18 protein-coding genes are annotated in these 20,028 nt (G+C 33.8%); 12 read left to right on the top strand and 6 right to left on the bottom strand.

The genetic code is table 11. The annotated features are described in order from the left end of the window. Positions 1-3: 3 nt before the first annotated feature. Positions 4-1,260 carry a chloride channel protein gene (locus H8R22_RS06925; RefSeq protein ID WP_187009728.1) on the bottom strand — a complete coding sequence of 419 codons (1,257 nt, stop codon included), beginning with the start codon at positions 1,258-1,260 and terminating at the stop codon, positions 4-6. A gap of 58 nt (positions 1,261-1,318) precedes the next feature. After that, complete coding sequence (locus H8R22_RS06920) at positions 1,319-1,702, bottom strand: RidA family protein (RefSeq protein WP_187009727.1); 384 nt, start codon at positions 1,700-1,702, stop codon at positions 1,319-1,321. Between the two features lie 224 nt (positions 1,703-1,926). Here H8R22_RS06920 and H8R22_RS06915 point away from each other — a divergent pair, with 224 nt between their 5' ends. Next, entirely contained in the window at positions 1,927-2,532 is a 606-nt protein-coding gene (locus H8R22_RS06915; RefSeq protein WP_187009726.1) for a hypothetical protein, read from the top strand. A gap of 193 nt (positions 2,533-2,725) precedes the next feature. Then, positions 2,726-3,427: a hypothetical protein gene (locus H8R22_RS06910; protein WP_187009725.1), complete on the top strand. Its 702-nt coding sequence runs from the start codon at positions 2,726-2,728 to the stop codon at positions 3,425-3,427. Between the two features lie 7 nt (positions 3,428-3,434). Here the strand turns inward: H8R22_RS06910 and H8R22_RS06905 are convergent, their stop codons facing one another. Together H8R22_RS06905 and H8R22_RS06900 are read right to left on the bottom strand one after the other, a co-directional pair. Next, positions 3,435-4,034 (bottom strand): hypothetical protein, encoded by a 600-nt coding sequence (locus H8R22_RS06905; protein ID WP_225875999.1) that lies wholly within the window; start codon positions 4,032-4,034, stop codon positions 3,435-3,437. A 260-nt stretch (positions 4,035-4,294) separates the two neighbouring features. After that, positions 4,295-4,822, bottom strand: a complete 528-nt coding sequence (locus H8R22_RS06900; RefSeq protein WP_187009724.1) for a hypothetical protein — start codon at positions 4,820-4,822, stop codon at positions 4,295-4,297. A 180-nt stretch (positions 4,823-5,002) separates the two neighbouring features. Here H8R22_RS06900 and guaA point away from each other — a divergent pair, with 180 nt between their 5' ends. The 5 genes from guaA to yidC all read left to right on the top strand — a co-directional run bounded on the left by guaA (position 5,003) and on the right by yidC (position 12,733). Next, positions 5,003-6,532 carry a glutamine-hydrolyzing GMP synthase gene (guaA, locus tag H8R22_RS06895; protein WP_187009723.1) on the top strand — a complete coding sequence of 510 codons (1,530 nt, stop codon included), beginning with the start codon at positions 5,003-5,005 and terminating at the stop codon, positions 6,530-6,532. Positions 6,533-6,666: 134 nt separating this feature from the next. Then, positions 6,667-8,616 carry a LysM peptidoglycan-binding domain-containing protein gene (locus H8R22_RS06890; protein WP_187009722.1) on the top strand — a complete coding sequence of 650 codons (1,950 nt, stop codon included), beginning with the start codon at positions 6,667-6,669 and terminating at the stop codon, positions 8,614-8,616. Positions 8,617-8,748: 132 nt separating this feature from the next. After that, a complete protein-coding gene (locus tag H8R22_RS06885) occupies positions 8,749-8,982 on the top strand; it encodes a DUF3820 family protein (RefSeq protein ID WP_187009721.1) in 234 nt (77 codons plus the stop codon). A 152-nt stretch (positions 8,983-9,134) separates the two neighbouring features. Next, the gene (locus H8R22_RS06880; RefSeq protein ID WP_187009720.1) at positions 9,135-10,751 is read left to right on the top strand and encodes a CTP synthase; all 1,617 of its coding nucleotides are present in this window, start codon (positions 9,135-9,137) and stop codon (positions 10,749-10,751) included. Positions 10,752-10,837: 86 nt separating this feature from the next. Then, positions 10,838-12,733 (top strand): membrane protein insertase YidC, encoded by a 1,896-nt coding sequence (gene yidC / locus H8R22_RS06875; RefSeq protein ID WP_187009719.1) that lies wholly within the window; start codon positions 10,838-10,840, stop codon positions 12,731-12,733. 342 nt (positions 12,734-13,075) lie between these two features. On the opposite strand, the gene H8R22_RS06870 is transcribed toward yidC, so the two are convergent. Continuing rightward, entirely contained in the window at positions 13,076-14,041 is a 966-nt protein-coding gene (locus tag H8R22_RS06870) for a fasciclin domain-containing protein (protein ID WP_187009718.1), read from the bottom strand. Between the two features lie 413 nt (positions 14,042-14,454). Between H8R22_RS06870 and H8R22_RS06865 the strand changes: the two genes are divergently transcribed. The 5 genes from H8R22_RS06865 (at position 14,455) to H8R22_RS06845 (ending at position 19,484) form a co-directional block, all read left to right on the top strand. Further along, complete coding sequence (locus tag H8R22_RS06865; RefSeq protein WP_187009717.1) at positions 14,455-15,159, top strand: toxin-antitoxin system YwqK family antitoxin; 705 nt, start codon at positions 14,455-14,457, stop codon at positions 15,157-15,159. Positions 15,160-15,231: 72 nt separating this feature from the next. Beyond that, entirely contained in the window at positions 15,232-16,419 is a 1,188-nt protein-coding gene (mnmA, locus tag H8R22_RS06860; protein ID WP_187009716.1) for a tRNA 2-thiouridine(34) synthase MnmA, read from the top strand. A 77-nt stretch (positions 16,420-16,496) separates the two neighbouring features. Further along, positions 16,497-18,104 carry a S8 family serine peptidase gene (locus tag H8R22_RS06855; RefSeq protein WP_187009715.1) on the top strand — a complete coding sequence of 536 codons (1,608 nt, stop codon included), beginning with the start codon at positions 16,497-16,499 and terminating at the stop codon, positions 18,102-18,104. A 14-nt stretch (positions 18,105-18,118) separates the two neighbouring features. Then, positions 18,119-19,063 (top strand): NAD(P)H-dependent flavin oxidoreductase, encoded by a 945-nt coding sequence (locus H8R22_RS06850; RefSeq protein WP_187009714.1) that lies wholly within the window; start codon positions 18,119-18,121, stop codon positions 19,061-19,063. Between the two features lie 10 nt (positions 19,064-19,073). Beyond that, a complete protein-coding gene (locus H8R22_RS06845) occupies positions 19,074-19,484 on the top strand; it encodes a hypothetical protein (RefSeq protein WP_187009713.1) in 411 nt (136 codons plus the stop codon). 24 nt (positions 19,485-19,508) lie between these two features. Here the strand turns inward: H8R22_RS06845 and H8R22_RS06840 are convergent, their stop codons facing one another. After that, the gene (locus H8R22_RS06840) at positions 19,509-19,943 is read right to left on the bottom strand and encodes a DUF4268 domain-containing protein (RefSeq protein WP_187009712.1); all 435 of its coding nucleotides are present in this window, start codon (positions 19,941-19,943) and stop codon (positions 19,509-19,511) included. Positions 19,944-20,028 lie beyond the last annotated feature (85 nt).

Here is a 20,028-nt window from a genome sequence, read left to right as displayed (position 1 = left end):
ATTTTATAAGTTATCTAATTTTATAAATTTAAGTTTTTTGTACAATCGATGTTTTGGGCCTCTAACAATTTGTGATTGATATATACCTTTAGTCCCGGAGGCAAAATAAGCGATAAAACAAGCTAGTGCAATATAAAGACCACTCTCGAATCCAAACAATTCTAATCCCATTACTGTACATGCGAATGGTGTATGCGTAGCTCCTGAAAATACAGCGACAAATCCCATTCCTGCAAGTAATCCGATTGGTAGAGGTACAAAAAGGGAGAGAGCACTGCCTAAGGTTGCGCCTACAAAAAAAAGAGGCGTGACTTCACCTCCTTTAAATCCTGCACCTAAAGTAAATCCTGTAAAGAGTATTTTAAGAAGAAAATCAGAGTTGTTACTCGGGTTTGTAAAAGCATCTACAATCACGGGCACTCCTAGTCCCATAAATTTTGTTGTGCCAATAAGGTACATTGCAATAGCTAGAATGATTCCGCCTGCTAATGGTCTAAAAGGGGGATATGCAATTGATTTTTTAAAAAGTATTCCCCAGTAATGTGTGCTTCTGGAGAATAACATGGCCGTTAAACCAAAAATGATGCTAATAATTATAGTCCATAGTAAAACAATGCTATCAAAGTTAGGTACAATTGGAATGAAATAATGTGTGTGTTTTACGCTCCATATTTCTACTGTGAAATAGGCTGTAAAGGCTACAAAAAAGGATAAAAAGATGCTTTTAAGGCTTAATTTACTAAAATACAGAACCTCTAAAGCGAATAGGGCTCCTGCTAGGGGAGTACCAAAAACAGATGCAAATCCGGCACTTATTCCTAAAATGATGATCGTTTTTCTATCGGAGGAGTCAAGTTGAAACAGTCTCGTGAATTGATCAGCGATGGCACCTCCCATTTGTACTGCCGTTCCCTCACGGCCAGCAGAACCGCCAAAAAGATGCGTTATAAATGTTCCCACTAGGATAAAGGGAGCCATTCTTAATGGAATTATTTTTTCTGGCTTTGCGTACTCAATCAATAACAAATTATTTCCTTTTACTACTTCTTGTCCGTAATAATGATATACAAGTCCTATAATTAGTCCTCCAATTGGTAACAACCACAGTAACCATGGGTTAAGTTCTCGCATTTGTGCTGCCCACTCTAATGAGCTAAGTAATAGAGCAGATGCAGATCCAGAAAGAATACCTATTAGAATACAAATGAAAATCCATTTGAATAAAGTGAATACTGCTTCTTTTAAGTTTTTTAAATTCATTTTTTCTGGTACAGATACAAGCTTATTATTTGTAAAAGTATTATAATCTGTAAACTTATTAGGCAATTACTGCTGTAAATTCGATCTCAACTAAATATTCTGGTGCTACAAGTTTACTGATTTCATAAAATCCGGTTGCAGGTTTTATATCTTTAAAAAACTTTGAATGCGCTTTTGCAACAGATTCAAAAGTGGTAATGTCTGTTGTAAAAATACGTGTTCTAATAACATCTTGTAAAGAAGCGTTTAAATCTTGTAAGACTTTCTCGACGCGTTCAATTATATTATAGGTTTGAGCATAAGCATCAGTAGCTTTTACTAACACTCCATCTATAATGGCTACGGTGCCAGAAATTTCAATTGTATTACCAATTCGAACCGCTCTACAATATCCCATTTTTTCTTCCCATGGTGATCCAGTTAAAACATTCTCTCTTTTCATAAGTTGGTTTTGTGCTCTAGTTGAAAATTAGTGATGTACATACATTTTTCTGCAATTTATAAAATTTGTGAGAGAAAAAAGAGTACTTATTTGTTAAAAGGATGTTTAAACAACTATTATTTTTGCTCTGCAGTATACTTTTTTATAACTTTCGCAGTTAATTATAGAAGTAGTATTAGTTAATTTTAACTACCACACTCTTTTACTAACTAAAAAAAAGTATAATGAATTATATGTCGACAAAATCTTTAAATCGAATATTACTTTGCGGATTGTTTATAGGAACTATTGCAAATGGTTATTCTCAAGAAGAATTTAGTTCAAAGTCTAAAGCGATTCCTGCTAAAGAAAAACCAGTTAAGCCAAAAGTTGTAAGTAAACCTATGGCTGATCCACCAATAGTAAAGCGTTATGTAGCAGATCCTATTCCAGAAAACAACTTTAAGGTACCTAAAAGTGAGCCCATAGTAGCTTCTGAAGTATATAACAGAGATCAGGATTTAGGTATTTATAAATCAGGATCAACTACGGCAAAAGTAAAGTTCAAAGATGGTGCTTACCTTGATGGCGATAAAATTAGAATATCTTTCAATGATAAAGTACTCGATTATGAAGTAGTATTAGATGGGAGCTTTAGAGAGTTTGAATTAAAACTTGAAAAAGGGGTGAATCGCATTGTTTTTGAAGCTCTAAATGAGGGATTTGCAGCGCCAAATACAGCTGAATTTCAAGTATATGATGATCAAGGAGCCTTAATTGCAAATAATAAATGGAATATAGGAACAGGCTTTATCGCAACGATAATTATAGAAAAGCCTGAAAGTAAATAATTTAGAATTTTTATTTATTCCTCTATTTATTCGCAGAAATAGAGGAGCAATGGATTCCTCAGAAAATATTAAAAAATGACCTTCAGATAAGTTTGAAGGTTAAAGTTTTTTTAATGTTTTCTGAGGTTTTTGGTTTCTAAATACAAAGCTTGGTATATTTGTTGCATGTAGATTGTCAACAAAGAATTATAATATGAGAAACATACTATTGGTTATTTTGATGTGCATAGCTGCAAAAGGAAATGCACAAATGGAGTTTGGTAAAAAGTTTAAATCAATTCCGCCAGTAGATACCGGTATTAAAACGAAAACTGTAGCTCCCATTCCCGCAGAAAAGCCTGATATAATCGCACCCAATCTTTTCAAAAAACCAGAACTAAAATTGCCTAGTACTGATTTTAAAATTGGTGATCCTGACCCTATATCGATGACAAGAACGAGTGATTTCATCAATCCTGGAGATGTTGTTAGAGATAAAATGAATAAAAACATTGATAAATCTTTAGTAAAAGAAGGTTTGAAGGAAGATACTTCTTATTTAAATTTAAAGGATTTAGACTTTGGGGTTATTACAACGCAGTCAAATGGTTTAGTAATTAGAGTAAGGGATTACGGAGCTATAGATGGTGATTTAATAAAGGCAAGTATAGTACACAACTATATAAGTACAGTTCTTGCGCCGAGTTTGTATCTAGAAAGCACTTTCAAGGATATAAAGGTTGATCTGAAAAAAGGAATAAATAAGTTGGAATTAGAAGCTTTGAATCGAGGAACCTTAGGCGGGAATACTGGTGCTTTTTACATCTATGACGCCGAAGGCAATTTATTATTATCTGATTTATGGAATAACTTCGATAAAGGCGTGAAATCTAAATTCACTTTTATTAAAGAATAATTATTTGTTAGATTTTGACCTGGCTCCAGTTTTCACCCGTTTTTATCCGGCTAATTTGCATTTCACTAACACCAAATTGTTTGGCAATCATCTTTAATCTTGTTGTTTGATTTGGTTTAGCTAGAAGTTTTTTGATTAGCATGACCTTTGTAACCGTTAATTTAGCTCCATCAGCTTTTAGATTATGCTCTATTAGGTTCAGTCTTGCTTGCTTTACAAATGGACTGTTTCTACTATGTTCCATCATCTCTTCTCTTGTAGCCCATTTTAAATTTCTATAATCATCATTATCGCGTACTCTATCTAAATGCAGGACGTAGGTTTGGTCTTCACTAGTTTTAGGGATAAAAAGTTCTGCAACAAGTTTAGAGATAAATTTATGTTTTGTTTTTATTTTGCCATCACTATTTATTGGATAACGAAACATTTTGTAACCGTCGGCTCGAGCACCTTTTAGTATACGACCAAATTTAATATCATTTACGAAACTAATTAGTCGTCCTTTATTAGAAACGGCATAACGAAGTCTTAATTTATCTTCAACTATAATTTCTTTAAATTCCTCATTAGGATAAATCCTAATTGGTTTCATTTCTTCCAGTTTCATAGATAATAGTTTATTTGTTTTTGTTAATTGGCACAAACAACAATCTCGACTATTTAGTAATCGTTTAGTTTGATAATGCGTTTTTGTGGTATTGTAAATGTAAAAATACTAAAAAACATATGGATCTGAGAAAAATTGCGTTTTTTATCAAAGCCAATTTAGTGGTCTTATTATGATTTTTTGTAAATAGAAGGAATCTTAAAATTGATAAAAATTATTAAAAAAGTAATTGTTCTTCGTCCCTGTTTTAGTTTATTTGATTAAAAAGGATCTGCAGTTACTTTGAACTTCATGTCCGCTTTAATAGTTATATCTTGCGTTAGTGTTTCTTTTAAGACAGCCATAGTCCTTATTTTATATGACGAAGCTTTGATGTATTTATCTAATTTAGCGTTACTAGGTATTAAATCAATAGTGTTTGATGTCGAATTGATATCATCTAAGTAAGCTAACTCAATTTCGTCATTGGCATCAGTTGAGATGTATAAAGTGACAGATTTTAAAAAGTGGAACGACTGGGCAGTTGGGTCAGTAATAGTTAGTTTCAACGACGTTAATGTGACGTCTTTTACTAAGTCTGCTTTCGTATTATTATTTTCAAAAGTAGAGTTGGAATTTGTTGTCACTTCCGGAGTTACGACACTAAATGCAGTCCCAATTGGAAAGCCACTCGCAATTTTAAATGTGGTTTGGTTGTCAACAGAAAAAGTTAATAAATCATCAATTATATTACAAGAACTAAAAATAAGTATAAGTATTACAATAGATAAAGAGAATTTTGTTTTCATGAAATATTAATTTTTTGGATTTTATAAAATTGTTTTTTTAAAGATACGAAAAATTGATAATAGTGGTTTTACTACCTGTATTTAGGTACTCTGTTTTTATTAATTGAGATACTCAGAAATAAATATAATAATTTTCAAAAATCAATTTTTCAATTCAAAATATAAAAAGTATTTTTGCGCATGCAACACAACGTACTTATTTTAGATTTCGGATCGCAATACACACAGCTTATTGCGCGTAGAGTTCGCGAATTAAATATATTCTGCGAAATTTTCCCATACAATCATTTCCCGAGTGATTTATCAAGTTATAAAGCCGTAATTTTAGGTGGAAGCCCATTTTCTGTAAGAGGAGAGGATGCTCCGCACCCTGATTTATCTCAAATCAGAGGAAAGTTACCTATGTTAGCCGTATGTTACGGTGCTCAATACTTAGCCCATTTTAGTGGTGGAGAAGTAGCAGCATCAAATACGAGAGAATATGGTAGAGCTAATTTGTCATATATAAAAGAGGATGAAATTTTCTTTGACGGAGTTGACTTAAATAGTCAAGTTTGGATGAGTCATAGCGATAGTATAAAGGCTTTGCCAACTAATGGTGTGAAGTTAGCAAGTACGCATGATGTCGAATTTGCTGCTTACAAAATTGAAGGTGAGACTACTTATGCTATTCAGTACCATCCGGAAGTGTTTCATTCAACTGATGGTTCTAAAATGCTTGAGAATTTCTTGGTAAAGATTGCTGAAGTTCCTCAGAACTTTACTCCAACAGCCTTTGTCGAAGAGATGGTTGCTGAGTTAAAAGAAAAGGTAGGAAATGATAAAGTGGTATTAGGACTGTCTGGTGGAGTAGATTCTACTGTAGCGGCTGTTTTATTGCACCAAGCAATAGGTAAAAATCTTTACTGTATTTTTGTTAATAATGGTTTACTGCGCAAGAACGAATTTCAGAGTGTGCTAGATCAATACGAAGGAATGGGTTTGAATGTTAAGGGAGTAGATGCTTCTCAGCGTTTTTATGATGCCTTGGCAGGTGTTACTGATCCTGAGTTGAAAAGAAAAGCAATTGGTAACGCTTTTATTGAAGTTTTCGATGCTGAATCTCAACTTATTGAAGATGTAACTTGGCTAGCCCAAGGAACAATATATCCAGATGTAATTGAATCGGTTTCTGTAAAAGGACCATCGGCAACAATAAAATCGCATCACAATGTAGGTGGACTACCTGATTACATGAAATTAAAAATTGTAGAGCCTTTGCGTATGCTTTTTAAAGATGAGGTACGACGAGTTGGTGCTTCTCTTGGTATTGATCCAGAATTATTGGGTAGACATCCTTTTCCAGGACCTGGATTGTCTATTCGTATTTTAGGAGATATTACTTTAGAAAAAGTACAAATTTTACAAGATGTAGATAAGGTTTTTATAGACGGTCTTAAATCTTGGGGATTGTATGATAAAGTATGGCAAGCCGGAGCCATATTGCTTCCTGTAAATAGTGTAGGGGTAATGGGTGATGAGCGTACTTATGAAAAAGTGGTAGCACTTAGAGCGGTCGAGTCAACAGACGGAATGACTGCGGACTGGGTTCATTTACCTTACGATTTCTTGATGAAGGTTTCTAACGACATTATTAATAAAGTGAAAGGGGTTAATAGAGTCGTGTATGACATTAGCTCAAAACCACCAGCAACTATCGAGTGGGAATAAAAAATTAAATTACTTAACAGTGTCTTAAAAATCTATTTTAATACACGCATAATAATAGCGGTACCCAATTTTTGCTACAAAATTTGGTACCGTTTTTGTTATCTTTGAACCAAATCATTTACAAAAATATAAAGATGAAGTATTTTTTTGCAATATATCTAACATTTCTACTCGGGGGTACTACCGTTTTTTCTCAAAATAAAGTCATCACTCATAAGGTAGAGAAAGGGGAGACAGTTCTCCAAATTGCTCAAAAGTATCATGTTACACCTTATGATATTTATCAACTAAATCCTGATGCACAATCTGGTTTAAAGCCAAACACAGTATTGTTAATTGCTAAACAATCAGATTCAAAAAAAGAGATTGCTACTGTTGTTCAAAAAACCAATTCGGGTGCACGATCTCATACAGTTACAGCAAAAGAAACATTATATGGTATTGGAAAAACATATGACATTAGTGATGACGACTTAAAGAAAGCTAATCCGTTTTTGGAAAAAGATGGTTTGAAAATTGGTCAAACACTTGTAATTCCTTCTAAGACAGGTTTAAAGACTGCAAGTTCAAGTGTAGTATCTCAGAGTTCAGTATTTCATGAGGTTATCGCAAAGGAAACTAAATACTCTATTGCTAAACAATACGGAATCACGGTTGAAGAGTTAGAAAAAAAGAATCCGGAAGTAGTGGCTAATTTACCTATTGGTTACAAACTAATAATCAAAGGAACTGCTCCAAGAGTTGTTGCAGGGACTGTTCCCGTGCTAAATGGGAAAGAAAAAGCAGAAGCTGTAGTAAACACAACCTTGCCGGAATTTACTACTTATGAAGTCCAGCCTAAGGAGACATTGTATAGTTTGTCTAAAAGTTTTGGTTTAACCCAAGAAGAACTAATTGCTTTGAATCCGTTAATAAAAGAAGGTGTTGAAATTGGAATGGTTTTAAAAGTTCCTACAAAAACAGCTACAGCGCAAGAGGTGAAGAAAGAATACACGGCTTTGACTCCAAAAGTTAATTTTGACAATCGTAAAAGATTAATAATGTTGTTGCCTTTTAATATTTCTAAAATCGAGAATGACTCAATAAATACTACAGTAGAACGATTAAAGAAAGATAAGTTCTTAAATATGACTTTAGATTTTTATGCTGGTGCACTTATTGCGATTGATTCGGCCAAAACAATGGGTCTGCCTATTGATGTTGAAATCTACGATTCGGAAGAGACAAAAAACAGCTCGGCAATTACTGGCTTAGTATCCAATTATAGATTGCAAACAGCTAACGCCGTGATAGGGCCCTTTTATCAAAGCAATGCCGAAGCAACTGCGCAACTTTTAAGTATGAATAATGTGCCAGTTATTTCTCCGCTTTCTAAAGATGTAGGTAGGCCATACGGTAACTTATTTCAAACAATTCCTGCCCCTGAAGTGGTTAAAAACACAATGTTTGAGTATATGAGAGGGAAAAACGGAAATATAATGGCCGTTGTGGATAAGAAAAAAGAGTCGGTTCTTCAGTATTTGAAACAGTATCAGCCTCATGTTCCCTTAGTTGCTCTAAATAGTGGTAGTAGTATTAGTGCCGAAAGTTTAAAAGGAATGTTGGTAAAAGATAGAATGAACTTTGTCGTTATGGAGACAGCAAATACCATGATGGTAAAATCTACAATTGCTGCGATGCTAAGTGTTATGTCAACACATCAAGTTCAACTTGTGATTTTAGAGCCTAATGAAACTTTAGATACCGATGAGATTAAGTTTACTAATTTGATTAAATTAAAATTAATGTATCCATCAGTAACGAGAGATAGTGCATTACCGGAAGGAATAATCTTTAGTAATAAATTTAAAAAAGTTAATACAATTTTCCCGTCAGATTATGCTACCCGAGGCTTTGATGTAACTTTTGATACGATGATGCGTATGGTTCAAGAGGTAAAATTTGAAGAAACAGTTAATGCGGTAGCTACGGAGCAAGTAGAAAGTAAGTTTGAATACTATAAAAAATCCGATGGTGGCTACACAAACAAAGGTGTATTTATCATGTATTATGATGAAGATTTAACTATTAAAGAGGCTAAGTAGAAGTAGATTTGTAAATAATCATCGCCTCCTTCTATTTTATTATTTCAGGTTTAGGTGATTGTTACCTTTTAAAGCATAAATACGTAGGTGGTATATTGATTATAAATAGGATCACTTACATTAGATACTAAGATGGATAAAAATCAGGAACAACTTGTAAAATTAGCACATACTAAAATGCCCTTTGGTAAATATGAAGGGAAATATTTGATTGACCTACCGGAGTTTTATGTAGTTTGGTATCATAACAAAGGTTTTCCTAAAGGAGAATTAGGAGAGCAATTGAAACTGATCTATGAGCTTAAATTAAACGGGCTTGAAGAATTAATTCGAAACATCAAAAAAAAATATCCAAAACCTCATTGATTGCAATATCAATGAGGTTTTTCCTTTAGAAACAGGGAGGTTTGTTAAAAAGTGATTTTGTGAATTATCTCATTTCCAAATTAGCATATTCTAAATTTATAATCGTATTTTTGCCAAGTTTTTTACACAACTACAACACTAACAACAACAGAATGAATCAAACGAAATATATTTTTGTTACAGGTGGTGTGACTTCTTCCTTAGGTAAAGGAATTATCGCAGCATCTTTAGCAAAATTGTTACAAGCAAGAGGTTACCGAACGACAATTCAAAAATTTGATCCGTATCTAAATGTTGATCCTGGAACACTAAATCCTTATGAGCACGGTGAATGTTATGTTACTGATGACGGTGCTGAAACAGATTTAGATCTTGGTCATTACGAACGTTTTTTGAATGTGCCTACTTCTCAGGCTAATAATGTTACAACAGGTAGAATTTATTTGTCAGTAATTGAGAAAGAGAGAAGAGGTGAATTTCTAGGTAAAACCGTTCAAGTTGTTCCTCATATTACTAATGAGATCAAAGAAAGAATGCAATTGCTAGGTAACTCTGGTGATTATGATATAGTTATTACAGAAATAGGTGGTACAGTAGGTGATATTGAATCGTTACCATATATAGAGTCTGTTCGTCAATTAGTATGGGATTTAGGTGAAAGCAATGCAATTGTTATTCATTTAACTTTAGTACCCTATCTAGCTGCTGCAGGAGAATTAAAAACAAAACCAACGCAACACTCTGTTAAAACATTAATGGAAAGCGGTATAAAAGCCGATATCCTAGTATGTAGAACAGAACATGAACTTTCGCAAGAAATACGTAACAAGTTGGCTCTTTTTTGTAATGTGAAAAAGGAGGCGGTAATTCAATCTATAGATGCGTCAACTATTTATGAAGTTCCTAATTTAATGCTAGAGGAAGGTCTTGATACTGTTGCATTAAAAAAATTAGATTTGCCAAAAAAAGCCGCTCCAGACATGAAAAATTGGAATACTTTTTTAAGCAGAATTAAAAATCCAAAGCACACAGTTAACATTGGTTTGATTGGGAAATATGTGGAGATGCAGGATTGTTACAAATCTATTTTAGAGGCTTTTATTCATGCTGGTGCAGCAAATGAAACTAAAGTAAACGTTGTTTCTATTCATTCAGAGTATATTACAGCGGCCAATATTAATGAAAAATTAAAAGGTTTAGACGCCATTCTAGTAGCTCCAGGTTTTGGAGAAAGAGGAATTGAAGGAAAAATTGAAGCCGTTCGCCATGCACGTGAGAATAAATTGCCTTTCTTCGGAATTTGTTTAGGAATGCAAATGGCAGTTATAGAGTATTCAAGAAATGTTCTTGGTTACTCTGAAGCGAATTCTACCGAAATGAACGAAGGTACATCTCACCCTGTTGTGAATTTAATGGAGGAGCAAAAGAATGTTACTGACAAAGGAGGAACAATGCGTTTGGGAGCTTGGAAGTGTGATATTAAAGAAGGATCGTTAGCTCATAAAATTTATGGTCAAACATCAATTTCGGAGCGTCACCGCCATCGTTATGAGTACAATAGTTCTTATGTGGATGTGCTTCAAAAAGCAGGATTAAATGCTTCAGGGATCAATCCAAATACAGGTTTAGTTGAGATTGTAGAGATAGAGGATCATCCGTTTTTTATTGGAGTGCAATACCATCCTGAATACAAAAGCACAGTAGCGAATCCGCATCCTATATTTGTGAATTTTGTAGCTGCAGCTGTAAAGGCTAAAAGAAGTAAATAATAAAAACCCAAAGTGGGTAGATAATAAATATACGAGTTTATTGAAATACTATAAGCGCGAGAAGAAAAACAATAATTTGTGTTATAATGGAAGAAAAAAAGTTTGACCCTAATTCGTTAATTGGTTTTGCATTGATTTTTGGGATATTTGTTTGGATAATGTACCAAAATCAACCTTCAGAGGCTGAGTTAGCAGCTGAAAAAGCTAAGAAAGAATTAGTAGTAGCGAATGAAACAACTACGAAAGCGGTTGCTGCCAAAGAAATTGTAGATGTTGTCAAAGTAGGAGATACTGTGCAACTAGCTGAACTGCAAAAATCATTAGGTGATTTTGCTTACTCAGCAACATTACCATCAGCTAAGGAATCATATACTACTATTGAAAATAACTTAGTTGTTTTAAAATTTGCTAATAAAGGGGGTTATATTGTTGAGGCTACTTTAAAAAACTACGAGCGTTTCAAAAAAGGTTCAGGCGAATTGGTGTCTTTAATTAAAGACAATAATGCCAACCTAAATATACAATTAATAACTAACGATAATCGTACCTTAAATACTAAGGATTTGTTTTTTGAGCCTACTTTGACAAAAAGTGGTCAAGATCAAGTTTTATCTATGCGTCTGAAAGCAGGAGCTGATTCGTTTTTAGAATACAAGTATGTATTGAAAGCAGATGATTACATGCTTGATTTTGATATTCAATCACAAGGCTTGAATAAAGTGCTTAGCGCAGCTAAACCATTAAATTTGGAGTGGGATTTAAAAGCCTATTCTAATGAGAAAAGTTTAACGACAGAAAACCGTTATTCTGAAATGTATTATGAATATGAAGACGGTAAAAGTGACTACTTAGGTCAGTCAACTGACAAAACTGAAAATGCAGAGAACGTTTCATATATTGCTTATAAGCAACACTTCTTTTCATCTATTTTGTTAACTGACGCTCCTTTTGAAAAGGCAGAATTGTATACTAATAACTTGGTAGGTGGAGATAATGTAGATACAACATTTACAAAGCAGTTTAAAGCAATCGTTCCTTTGGCTTTTAAAAATGGTGAAATAAACGAGAAGATGAATTGGTATTATGGTCCTACGGATTATAAAATGCTTAAGACCTATGATAGAAACCTTGAGGATATTGTAGCTTTAGGTTGGGGTATCTTTGGATGGATCAATCGTCATGCATTTATTCCAATGTTTGGATTCTTGACTTTATTCATTCAACAAGGTTGGGCAATTGTTTTGTTTACGATTTTGGTGAAATTAGTAATGTCGCCTATCACTTACAAATCATTTTTGTCACAAGCAAAAATGAAAGTTTTGCGTCCTGAAATTGCTGAGCTAGGTGAGAAGTTCAAGAAAGAGCCAATGAAAAAGCAGCAAGAGACAATGAAATTATACAATAAAGCGGGCGTAAACCCAATGGCTGGTTGTGTCCCAGGTTTATTGCAAATGCCTGTTTTCTATGCTTTATTTCAATTTTTCCCATCAGAATTAAGTTTGAGGCAAAAAGGATTTTTATGGGCAGATGATTTATCATCATTTGACTCTATATATGAATTGCCATTCCACATCCCGGCTTATGGAAACCATATTAGTCTTTTCCCTATTTTAGCTTCGATCGCTATCTTCTTCTACATGAAAATGACCACAGGTGATCAGCAAATGCAGGCACCACAGCAAGAAGGAATGCCGGATATGGCTAAGATTATGAAAATTATGGTTTATATTTCTCCTTTGATGATGTTGCTTTTCTTTAACAGTTATGCATCAGGATTGAGTTTATATTACTTTATCTCTAATACTATTACAATAGGAATTATGTTAGTAATTAAAAACTACATAATTGATAGTGATAAAATTCATGCTCAAATTCAAGAAAATAAATTGAAAGAGCCTAAAAAGCAAGGTAAATTCCAAAAGAAGTTGCAAGAAGTAATGGCACAGCAGGAGGCCATGAAAGAACAACAAAAGAAAAAATAATTACTTATATCAATTGTATAAAAAGCTTCCATTTTGGAAGCTTTTTTTTTTCACTATTTCGGAAGAATCTAAAATGATTTTAATTCATCAAGATATGCTGGTGTACTTTCTTTACAGTATAACATAGGATTGATATAATAGGCTTTGTACATTTAAATCATTATTTTTTATTGGTTTAAATGCAATGAAGCATTCAATGTTACTTTATTTATTAAAATACTGACCGCAGCTAGACTTGCAGTTACACAACAGAAACTATTTTTACTAAGGATTATAAATGAAAGCATAAAAAAAAGCCTCCAATAGTATTGGAAGCTTTTCTTGTATTGTAGTGTGTTAATTTTACATTGGGAATACAGGTAATAATACTTTGTCTATTGCATGAATTACACCATTTGAACATTGAACATCTGTAACTACTATATTTGATAATCTGTTACTTGCATCTAAAATTTTAGCTCCTCCAGCCAATTGGATTTTGAACGTTTGGCTTGGAGTCAAAATTGGAGTTACTGTTTGTCCTTCGGTTAAGGTTGATGAAAGTACATTTGCTGGACTAACCACGTGATATTGCAAAGTTCTAGTTAAATTAGCAGTCGATACTGAAGCGATTCCACCTGGAGCTAATTCAGTGTTGAGAGCTGTAAATGCTGCATTGGTTGGTGCAAAAACTGTAAATGGTCCCGTACCAGAAAGGATGGATACAAAGTCAGGTTGCCCTGCGCCTGTTAATGCTCCAACTAATGAAGTAAAATTAGGATTTGCTGTTGCATGTGTTACTACAGTTGGTAAGTCTATTACTTTATCTACGATGTGTATTACACCATTTGAGGCTAATACATCTGCTGTAGTTACAGTTGCTGCTCCATTTAGCTTAACTGTGCTGCCTGAAACATTAACATACATACTCAGTGTATTAGTAGTAGAAGCAGCACCTTTAGCAAGTGTTTTTTCGTATTTTGTTGATAAATCAGCTGCTTTTTTGGTTCCAACTAAAACATGGTTCAATAGAAGTTCTTTTAATGTTGCTGTAGGTACTGCATTGATGTTTGATGTACCAAGGTAAGCGGTGAAGGCTGCATTGGTTGGTGCAAATACAGTGTAGTTGTCATTACCTTGAAGTGTTGCTGCTAAATCTGTTTTGACTAACGCTTCCACTAAAATACTAAATTCAGGATTCTTTGAGGCTATTCCTGTAATAGTGTTATCAACTGTTACCTGGTTGTCATCATCACTGCTACAAGAAGTTAGGAGAAAAGAGGTTGCTACGAAAAAGCAAAGAGCAATTGATTTGATTGAATTTTTCATAATTTTTTATTTAGATTTTTTTTTAAGTCATGCTAAACTAGAAAATTATTTGTTTAGCTTATTTGCAATTATGATAAACATTTTAAAATTTTATGTTTTTATTATAGAGTGTTTACTATCATTATTTTGGTATAAGTAGGATTAATTTATCAGTATTATTGGTTATGTAGGAAATTAGCTGAATACTTTATGTTTAGAATATTTACAGTAGTATTAAACAAATTTGTATTTTTTTTTGTAGGTTTTTACTTTTTTATACAACTTACATTTCACATTAAATATGATAAGTACTATTGTTTTGAATCAAATTCATCGGTGTGGTTAATAATTTTAACAACTAAAATCATTAGCTGATAGAAAAGAAGTAATTTCGCAAGAATTATTTCGTTATTAATTTCTAATCTTATGTACTTATGAAATTTTTTAATTTTATTACCGTTTTATGTATATGCTTTGGTTCCTTAAATTCGCAGTCAACAATCAATAGTTTGGATGTAAATGGAAAGAAGGATGGGTTATGGAAAGGAGTATACACGGAATCAAAAAGACCTAAATATGAAGGCACTTTCAGCCACGGCAAGGAAATAGGTTTATTTAAGTTTTTTGATGATACAAAGGCCGGTTCCTTAATAGCAACAAGAGAATTCAACGCAGATAACTTAGTTGCGTATACCACTTTCTATGATCAGAAAAAGAACAAGGTTAGTGAAGGAAAGGTTGTTAACCGCTTGTTTGAAGGGGAGTGGAAGTATTACCATCAAGCTTCAACTGTAACAATGACTTTAGAAAATTACAGAAAAGGAAAATTAGAGGGTTTAAGATCTGTGTTTTATATTAACGGCAAAATAGCAGAAGAACAGTTTTATAAAAATAATCAAAAAAACGGTTCTTATAAAAAATATGCTGAAAACGGAATAGTTCTAGAAGAATCAACTTATATGAACAATCAATACGATGGTGTAGCAATTTTTAGAGATCCTGACGGAAGCATGGTTTCTAAAGGTAAATTTACTAATGGTAAGAAAACAGGATTGTGGTCCTTTTTTGAAAAAGGTGTGTTGGTAAAAGAAGTAAATATGAGTAATCCTGAAGATGCAGCTAAAGCTAATCGGAATTAACTTTGTAGCTACTTAAATACTGCTATAAACTTCGTAACTTTGCCATCTTATAATATTTTTAAAGTTTTTAAAATGAAGCGTGTTGTAGTAGGACTTTCCGGTGGTGTTGATTCAAGTGTTGCGGCTTATTTATTGCAGCAACAAGGATATGAGGTGATAGGTCTTTTTATGAAAAATTGGCATGATGATACCGTTACGATATCAAATGATTGCCCTTGGTTAGAAGATAGTAATGATGCTTTGCTAGTAGCAGAGAAACTTGGGATCCCTTTTCAAACAGTAGATTTAAGCGAGGAATACAAAGAAAAAATTGTGGACTATATGTTCAACGAATACGAGCGAGGCAGGACACCTAACCCTGACGTACTTTGTAATCGTGAAATAAAGTTTGATGTTTTTATGAAAATTGCACTTAGTTTAGGTGCTGATTTTGTTGCTACAGGTCATTATTGCAGAAAAACAGAAACACAGGTTAATGGTGAAACTGTTTACCAACTTAAGGCTGGTGCCGACAACAATAAAGATCAATCGTATTTTTTATGCCAGTTATCTCAGGAGCAGTTAGCTAAATCATTATTTCCTATTGGGGAGCTAACAAAACCTGAAGTCAGAGAAATAGCTGCTGAAATGGAATTAGTTACAGCTGATAAAAAAGATTCTCAAGGTCTATGTTTTATCGGTAAAGTACGTTTGCCTGAGTTTTTGCAACAAAAATTACAACCTAAAGAGGGAGTGATAATTCAAATTGATAAAAATGATCCAATCTATGTTGCTCCAAGCACTGAGGGACTAATTGAAGAAGAAGTGCTTGCGCTTGCGGCACGTAAATTACCTTACACACCTATAATGGGTAAAGTGGTTGGAAAACATCAAGGTGCTCACTATTTTACAGTTGGACAACGCAAAGGATTAAACGTAGGAGGAACTACTGATCCCTTGTTTATTATTGGTACAAATGTAGAAACTAATACTATTTATACGGGTTTGACTAGTGAACATCCGGGATTATTCAGATCAGCTTTGTTCATAGAGAAATCAGAAGTGCATTGGATTCGTCAGGATATGAAACTTGCTATTGGGGAGTCACAAACGTATAGCGTGCGAACTCGTTATAGACAACCATTACAAAAAGCAACTTTGCATCAATTTGAATCTGGGATGTATATTTCTTTTGAGGAGCCGCAGTCAGCTATCACTGAGGGTCAATTTGCTGCATGGTATCTTGACGACGAATTAGTTGGTTCGGGAGTAATTTCTTAGCTTAGTGCTTTGCTATTCTAGTATGCCTTTTTAAAATTCAGCAGATAACTTTTTGAACATTTAAATTAAATCGCACTATGAGGAAATTATACGTAATCCTTTTTTTATTAGTTTCAATAGTAGTATTTCCTCAGGAAGATGCGTGGGTTTATTTTAAAGACAAGCCTAGTGCCACTACTTTTTTAAATGCTCCGTTACAAATGCTCTCTCAAAGAGCTTTAGATAGAAGAGAAAATCAAAAAATAGTGCTAGATCTAAAGGATGTTCCCATTGAAGCAGACTATGTCACTCAAATTAACGCTGTTGTGGGAATTGACGTTAAAGCGAAGTCCAAGTGGCTGAATGCAGTCCATGTTCGTGGAACGAGTACCCTTATCAATTCATTAAGGTCAATTTCTTTTGTTGAAAGTGTCGATTTTGCTAATAAGTCCCTGAACCAAATGGGCAAGACAGCTAAAGAATTTAAGAACAAAATTAGTAGCAAGACTAAGCAGACTAAGATTAACTTTTCATATGGTAATGCTAAGAATCAAATCGAAATGCTCAATGGAACTGTTTTGCATCAACAAAATTTTACTGGATCAGGAAAAATTATTGCGGTTTTAGATAGTGGTTTCCCAGGAGTAAACACTACAGTACCATTTGAAAGATTAAGAGTGAATAATCAAATACTTGGAGGTTATAATTTTGTAGATAGAGATGCTAATTTTTATGGAGGTGATACACATGGTTCCTATGTACTAGCAACGATGGGTGGGTATAAGGAAAATGAATTAGTAGGAACTGCACCAGATGCTTCTTATTATTTGTTTGTTACTGAAGATGCCCTTAGTGAAAATCCTTTGGAGGAGTCTCTGTGGGTAGAAGCGGCAGAGGAAGCAGATCGATTAGGTGTAGATATTATAAACAGCTCTTTAGGGTATTTTGACTTCGACAATTCAGCTTACGACCATACCTATAGCCAACTTAACGGGAGCTCGACTTTTATTTCAAAAGGCGCTGAGATTGCATACAGCAGAGGAATGATTGTTGTAACATCTGCAGGGAACTCAGGTGGTTCATCTAATCCTTATATCACTGCACCCGCTGATGCCGCATCAGTTATAGCGGTAGGAGCAGTAAATGCAGCTGGAGTGAGAGCTAACTTTAGTTCAATAGGTCCTAGCTTTGATAACAGAGTGAAACCAGATGTAATGGCACAAGGAGTTTCCAGCGTTTTATCTGATGAAAAAGGAAATATAATTACTGCTGATGGTACTTCTTTCTCGAGTCCTATTCTTGCAGGAATGATTGCTTGTTTATGGCAAGCCTTTCCGGACAAAACAAATAGTCAAATACGGGATTTAGTTTTAAAATCCTCAGATCGATTTACGAGCCCGTCCGCACAATACGGCTATGGAATTCCTAATTTCGCTACAGCAAAAACACTACAAGTTGTGGAGTTTGGTTCGAAATATTTTGGAATATATCCTAATCCAGCAACTGATTTAATTACAGTTTCGTTTCCTGAAAATTTTAATAAAGGGAGTGTTATTTTTTATTCGACCTTAGGTCAAAAAGTTTTTGAGAAGCAACTTAATGAGTCTGAAGTTTTGTTTTCGGTAGATTCATTAAATAAAGGAATTTATTTTTATAAAATAGAGTCTGAGGCGTTCTCACAAACAGGAAAAATTATAAAGCAATAAAAGTAGTTTACATTATGAATGCAATTTGTTCACTTTTTAACATCAAATATCCCATTATTCAAGGAGGAATGATCTGGGTCAGTGGTTATAAACTAGCTAGTGCTGTAAGTAATGCAGGCGGTTTGGGTCTTATTGGTGCAGGTTCAATGTATCCAGAAGTATTACGAGAGCACATTCAAAAATGTAAAAAAGCCACCTCTAAACCTTTTGGAGTTAATGTTCCAATGTTATACCCTAGCATCGAGGAGATCATGAAAATTATTGTTGAGGAGGGTGTTGAAATTGTTTTTACCTCGGCGGGAAATCCTAAAACTTGGACTAGTTATCTCAAGGAAAACGGAATTACTGTGGTGCATGTAGTGAGTAGCAGTACTTTTGCTCTTAAAGCTCAAAATGCTGGTGTAGATGCTGTTGTTGCCGAAGGTTTTGAAGCAGGAGGGCATAACGGAAGAGAAGAAACTACTACTATGACCTTAATTCCTATGGTAAAAGAGCAATTAAGTATTCCAGTAATTGCTGCGGGAGGGATTGGTACAGGAAGAGGAATGTTGGCTGCCATGGTTCTAGGTGCTGATGGTGTGCAAGTAGGAAGTAGGTTTGCTGCTTCTCTAGAATCCTCAGCTCATTCTAACTTTAAAGAGACCATTCTCTCGGTTAAGGAGGGAGGTACACAATTAACTTTAAAAGAATTAGCGCCTGTGCGTTTAATTAAAAATAAATTCTTCGAAGATCTTCAAGAGTTGTATGGAAAATGTCCTTCAAAAGAAGATTTAATTGCTTTTTTGGGTCGAGCAAGAGCAAAAAGAGGTATGTTTGAAGGAGATTTGACGGATGGTGAACTAGAGATAGGTCAAATAGCGGGTTTGATTAACGAAATTAAATCGGCAGAAGATATTATAATTGAAATGCTTGCTGAATTTAATACAGCCCAAATAGAAGTTACTGAATTTCTTTTTTAATAAATCAATAATGAATAAAATAAAACTGTTTGTAGTATTACTTTTTCTTTCTTTTGGGATGCAGCAAGCCTATAGTCAGACCTACAAGTTTAAGACCTCTGGTGTTAGTGTTTTAGAAAAAAACAATAAAGGAAAATGGGATAAGTGGTCTGATCTGAACTTGGTAAATATTTTAGTGACACTCGATACCAATAAAAATAGATTTGTAGTGTACTCTCAAATTATACAATTATTTGAGATAGTAGATTATATTCCCACTCAAGAAAATGATACTGATATTGTTTATTCCTTCACATGTAAAGACAATAATGGCTTAGATTGTACCATCTCTATCATTACAAGGAAAATGCAAGAAAATAGAAAGCAGCTTTACATTACTTATGACGACCACATTATTTTATACAATATATTTAATATGTAGGGGCTGTTTTATAGCATATTACAACTAGTCTATATCCTTTATAAATTCGTCATATTCCAAATAGAATAATTCCAAAGCATTCATCTTTTCAAAATAAAAATCAAATATTTCATCCCAGTAATTGCGATTGCTAAACCCTACACCTAAGCGCTCTACCCATATTCGAGCGATTGTTTTACCGTTTTCTAAAACGTGATTCTTCTCGTAAACTAGGTCTTTTACAAATTCCTCTTCAAGAATGTTTTTTAGGGCTTCAATTTTTTCAAAATAAGCATTTCGTTTTTCATCGCTGCGGTGCTCAATGTCAATTAATACTTGTGCTTTTTTATTGTCTACATAAAATTTAAAGGAGAAATCTTTGATTTTAGTATCATATAAAACCCATTTGCGCGGATATTTCTCTGCGAATGTTACCCAGAATTCTCTTTTTAACTTTTGAGTTTCTTCCCTACTATACATTTTATTTAAATTTGGTTTTTAGAAATAGGCACAAAACTTTTTTCTAAACTATATTTACGATATCTTATACTGCAAAAATAGACTT

Origin of the sequence: Flavobacterium kayseriense (assembly GCF_014305095.1) — a bacterium.
Classification (GTDB): Bacteria; Bacteroidota; Bacteroidia; order Flavobacteriales; family Flavobacteriaceae; genus Flavobacterium; species Flavobacterium kayseriense.
Note: the sequence above shows the minus strand (reverse complement) of the source record. Positions and strands in the feature narration are given on the sequence as shown.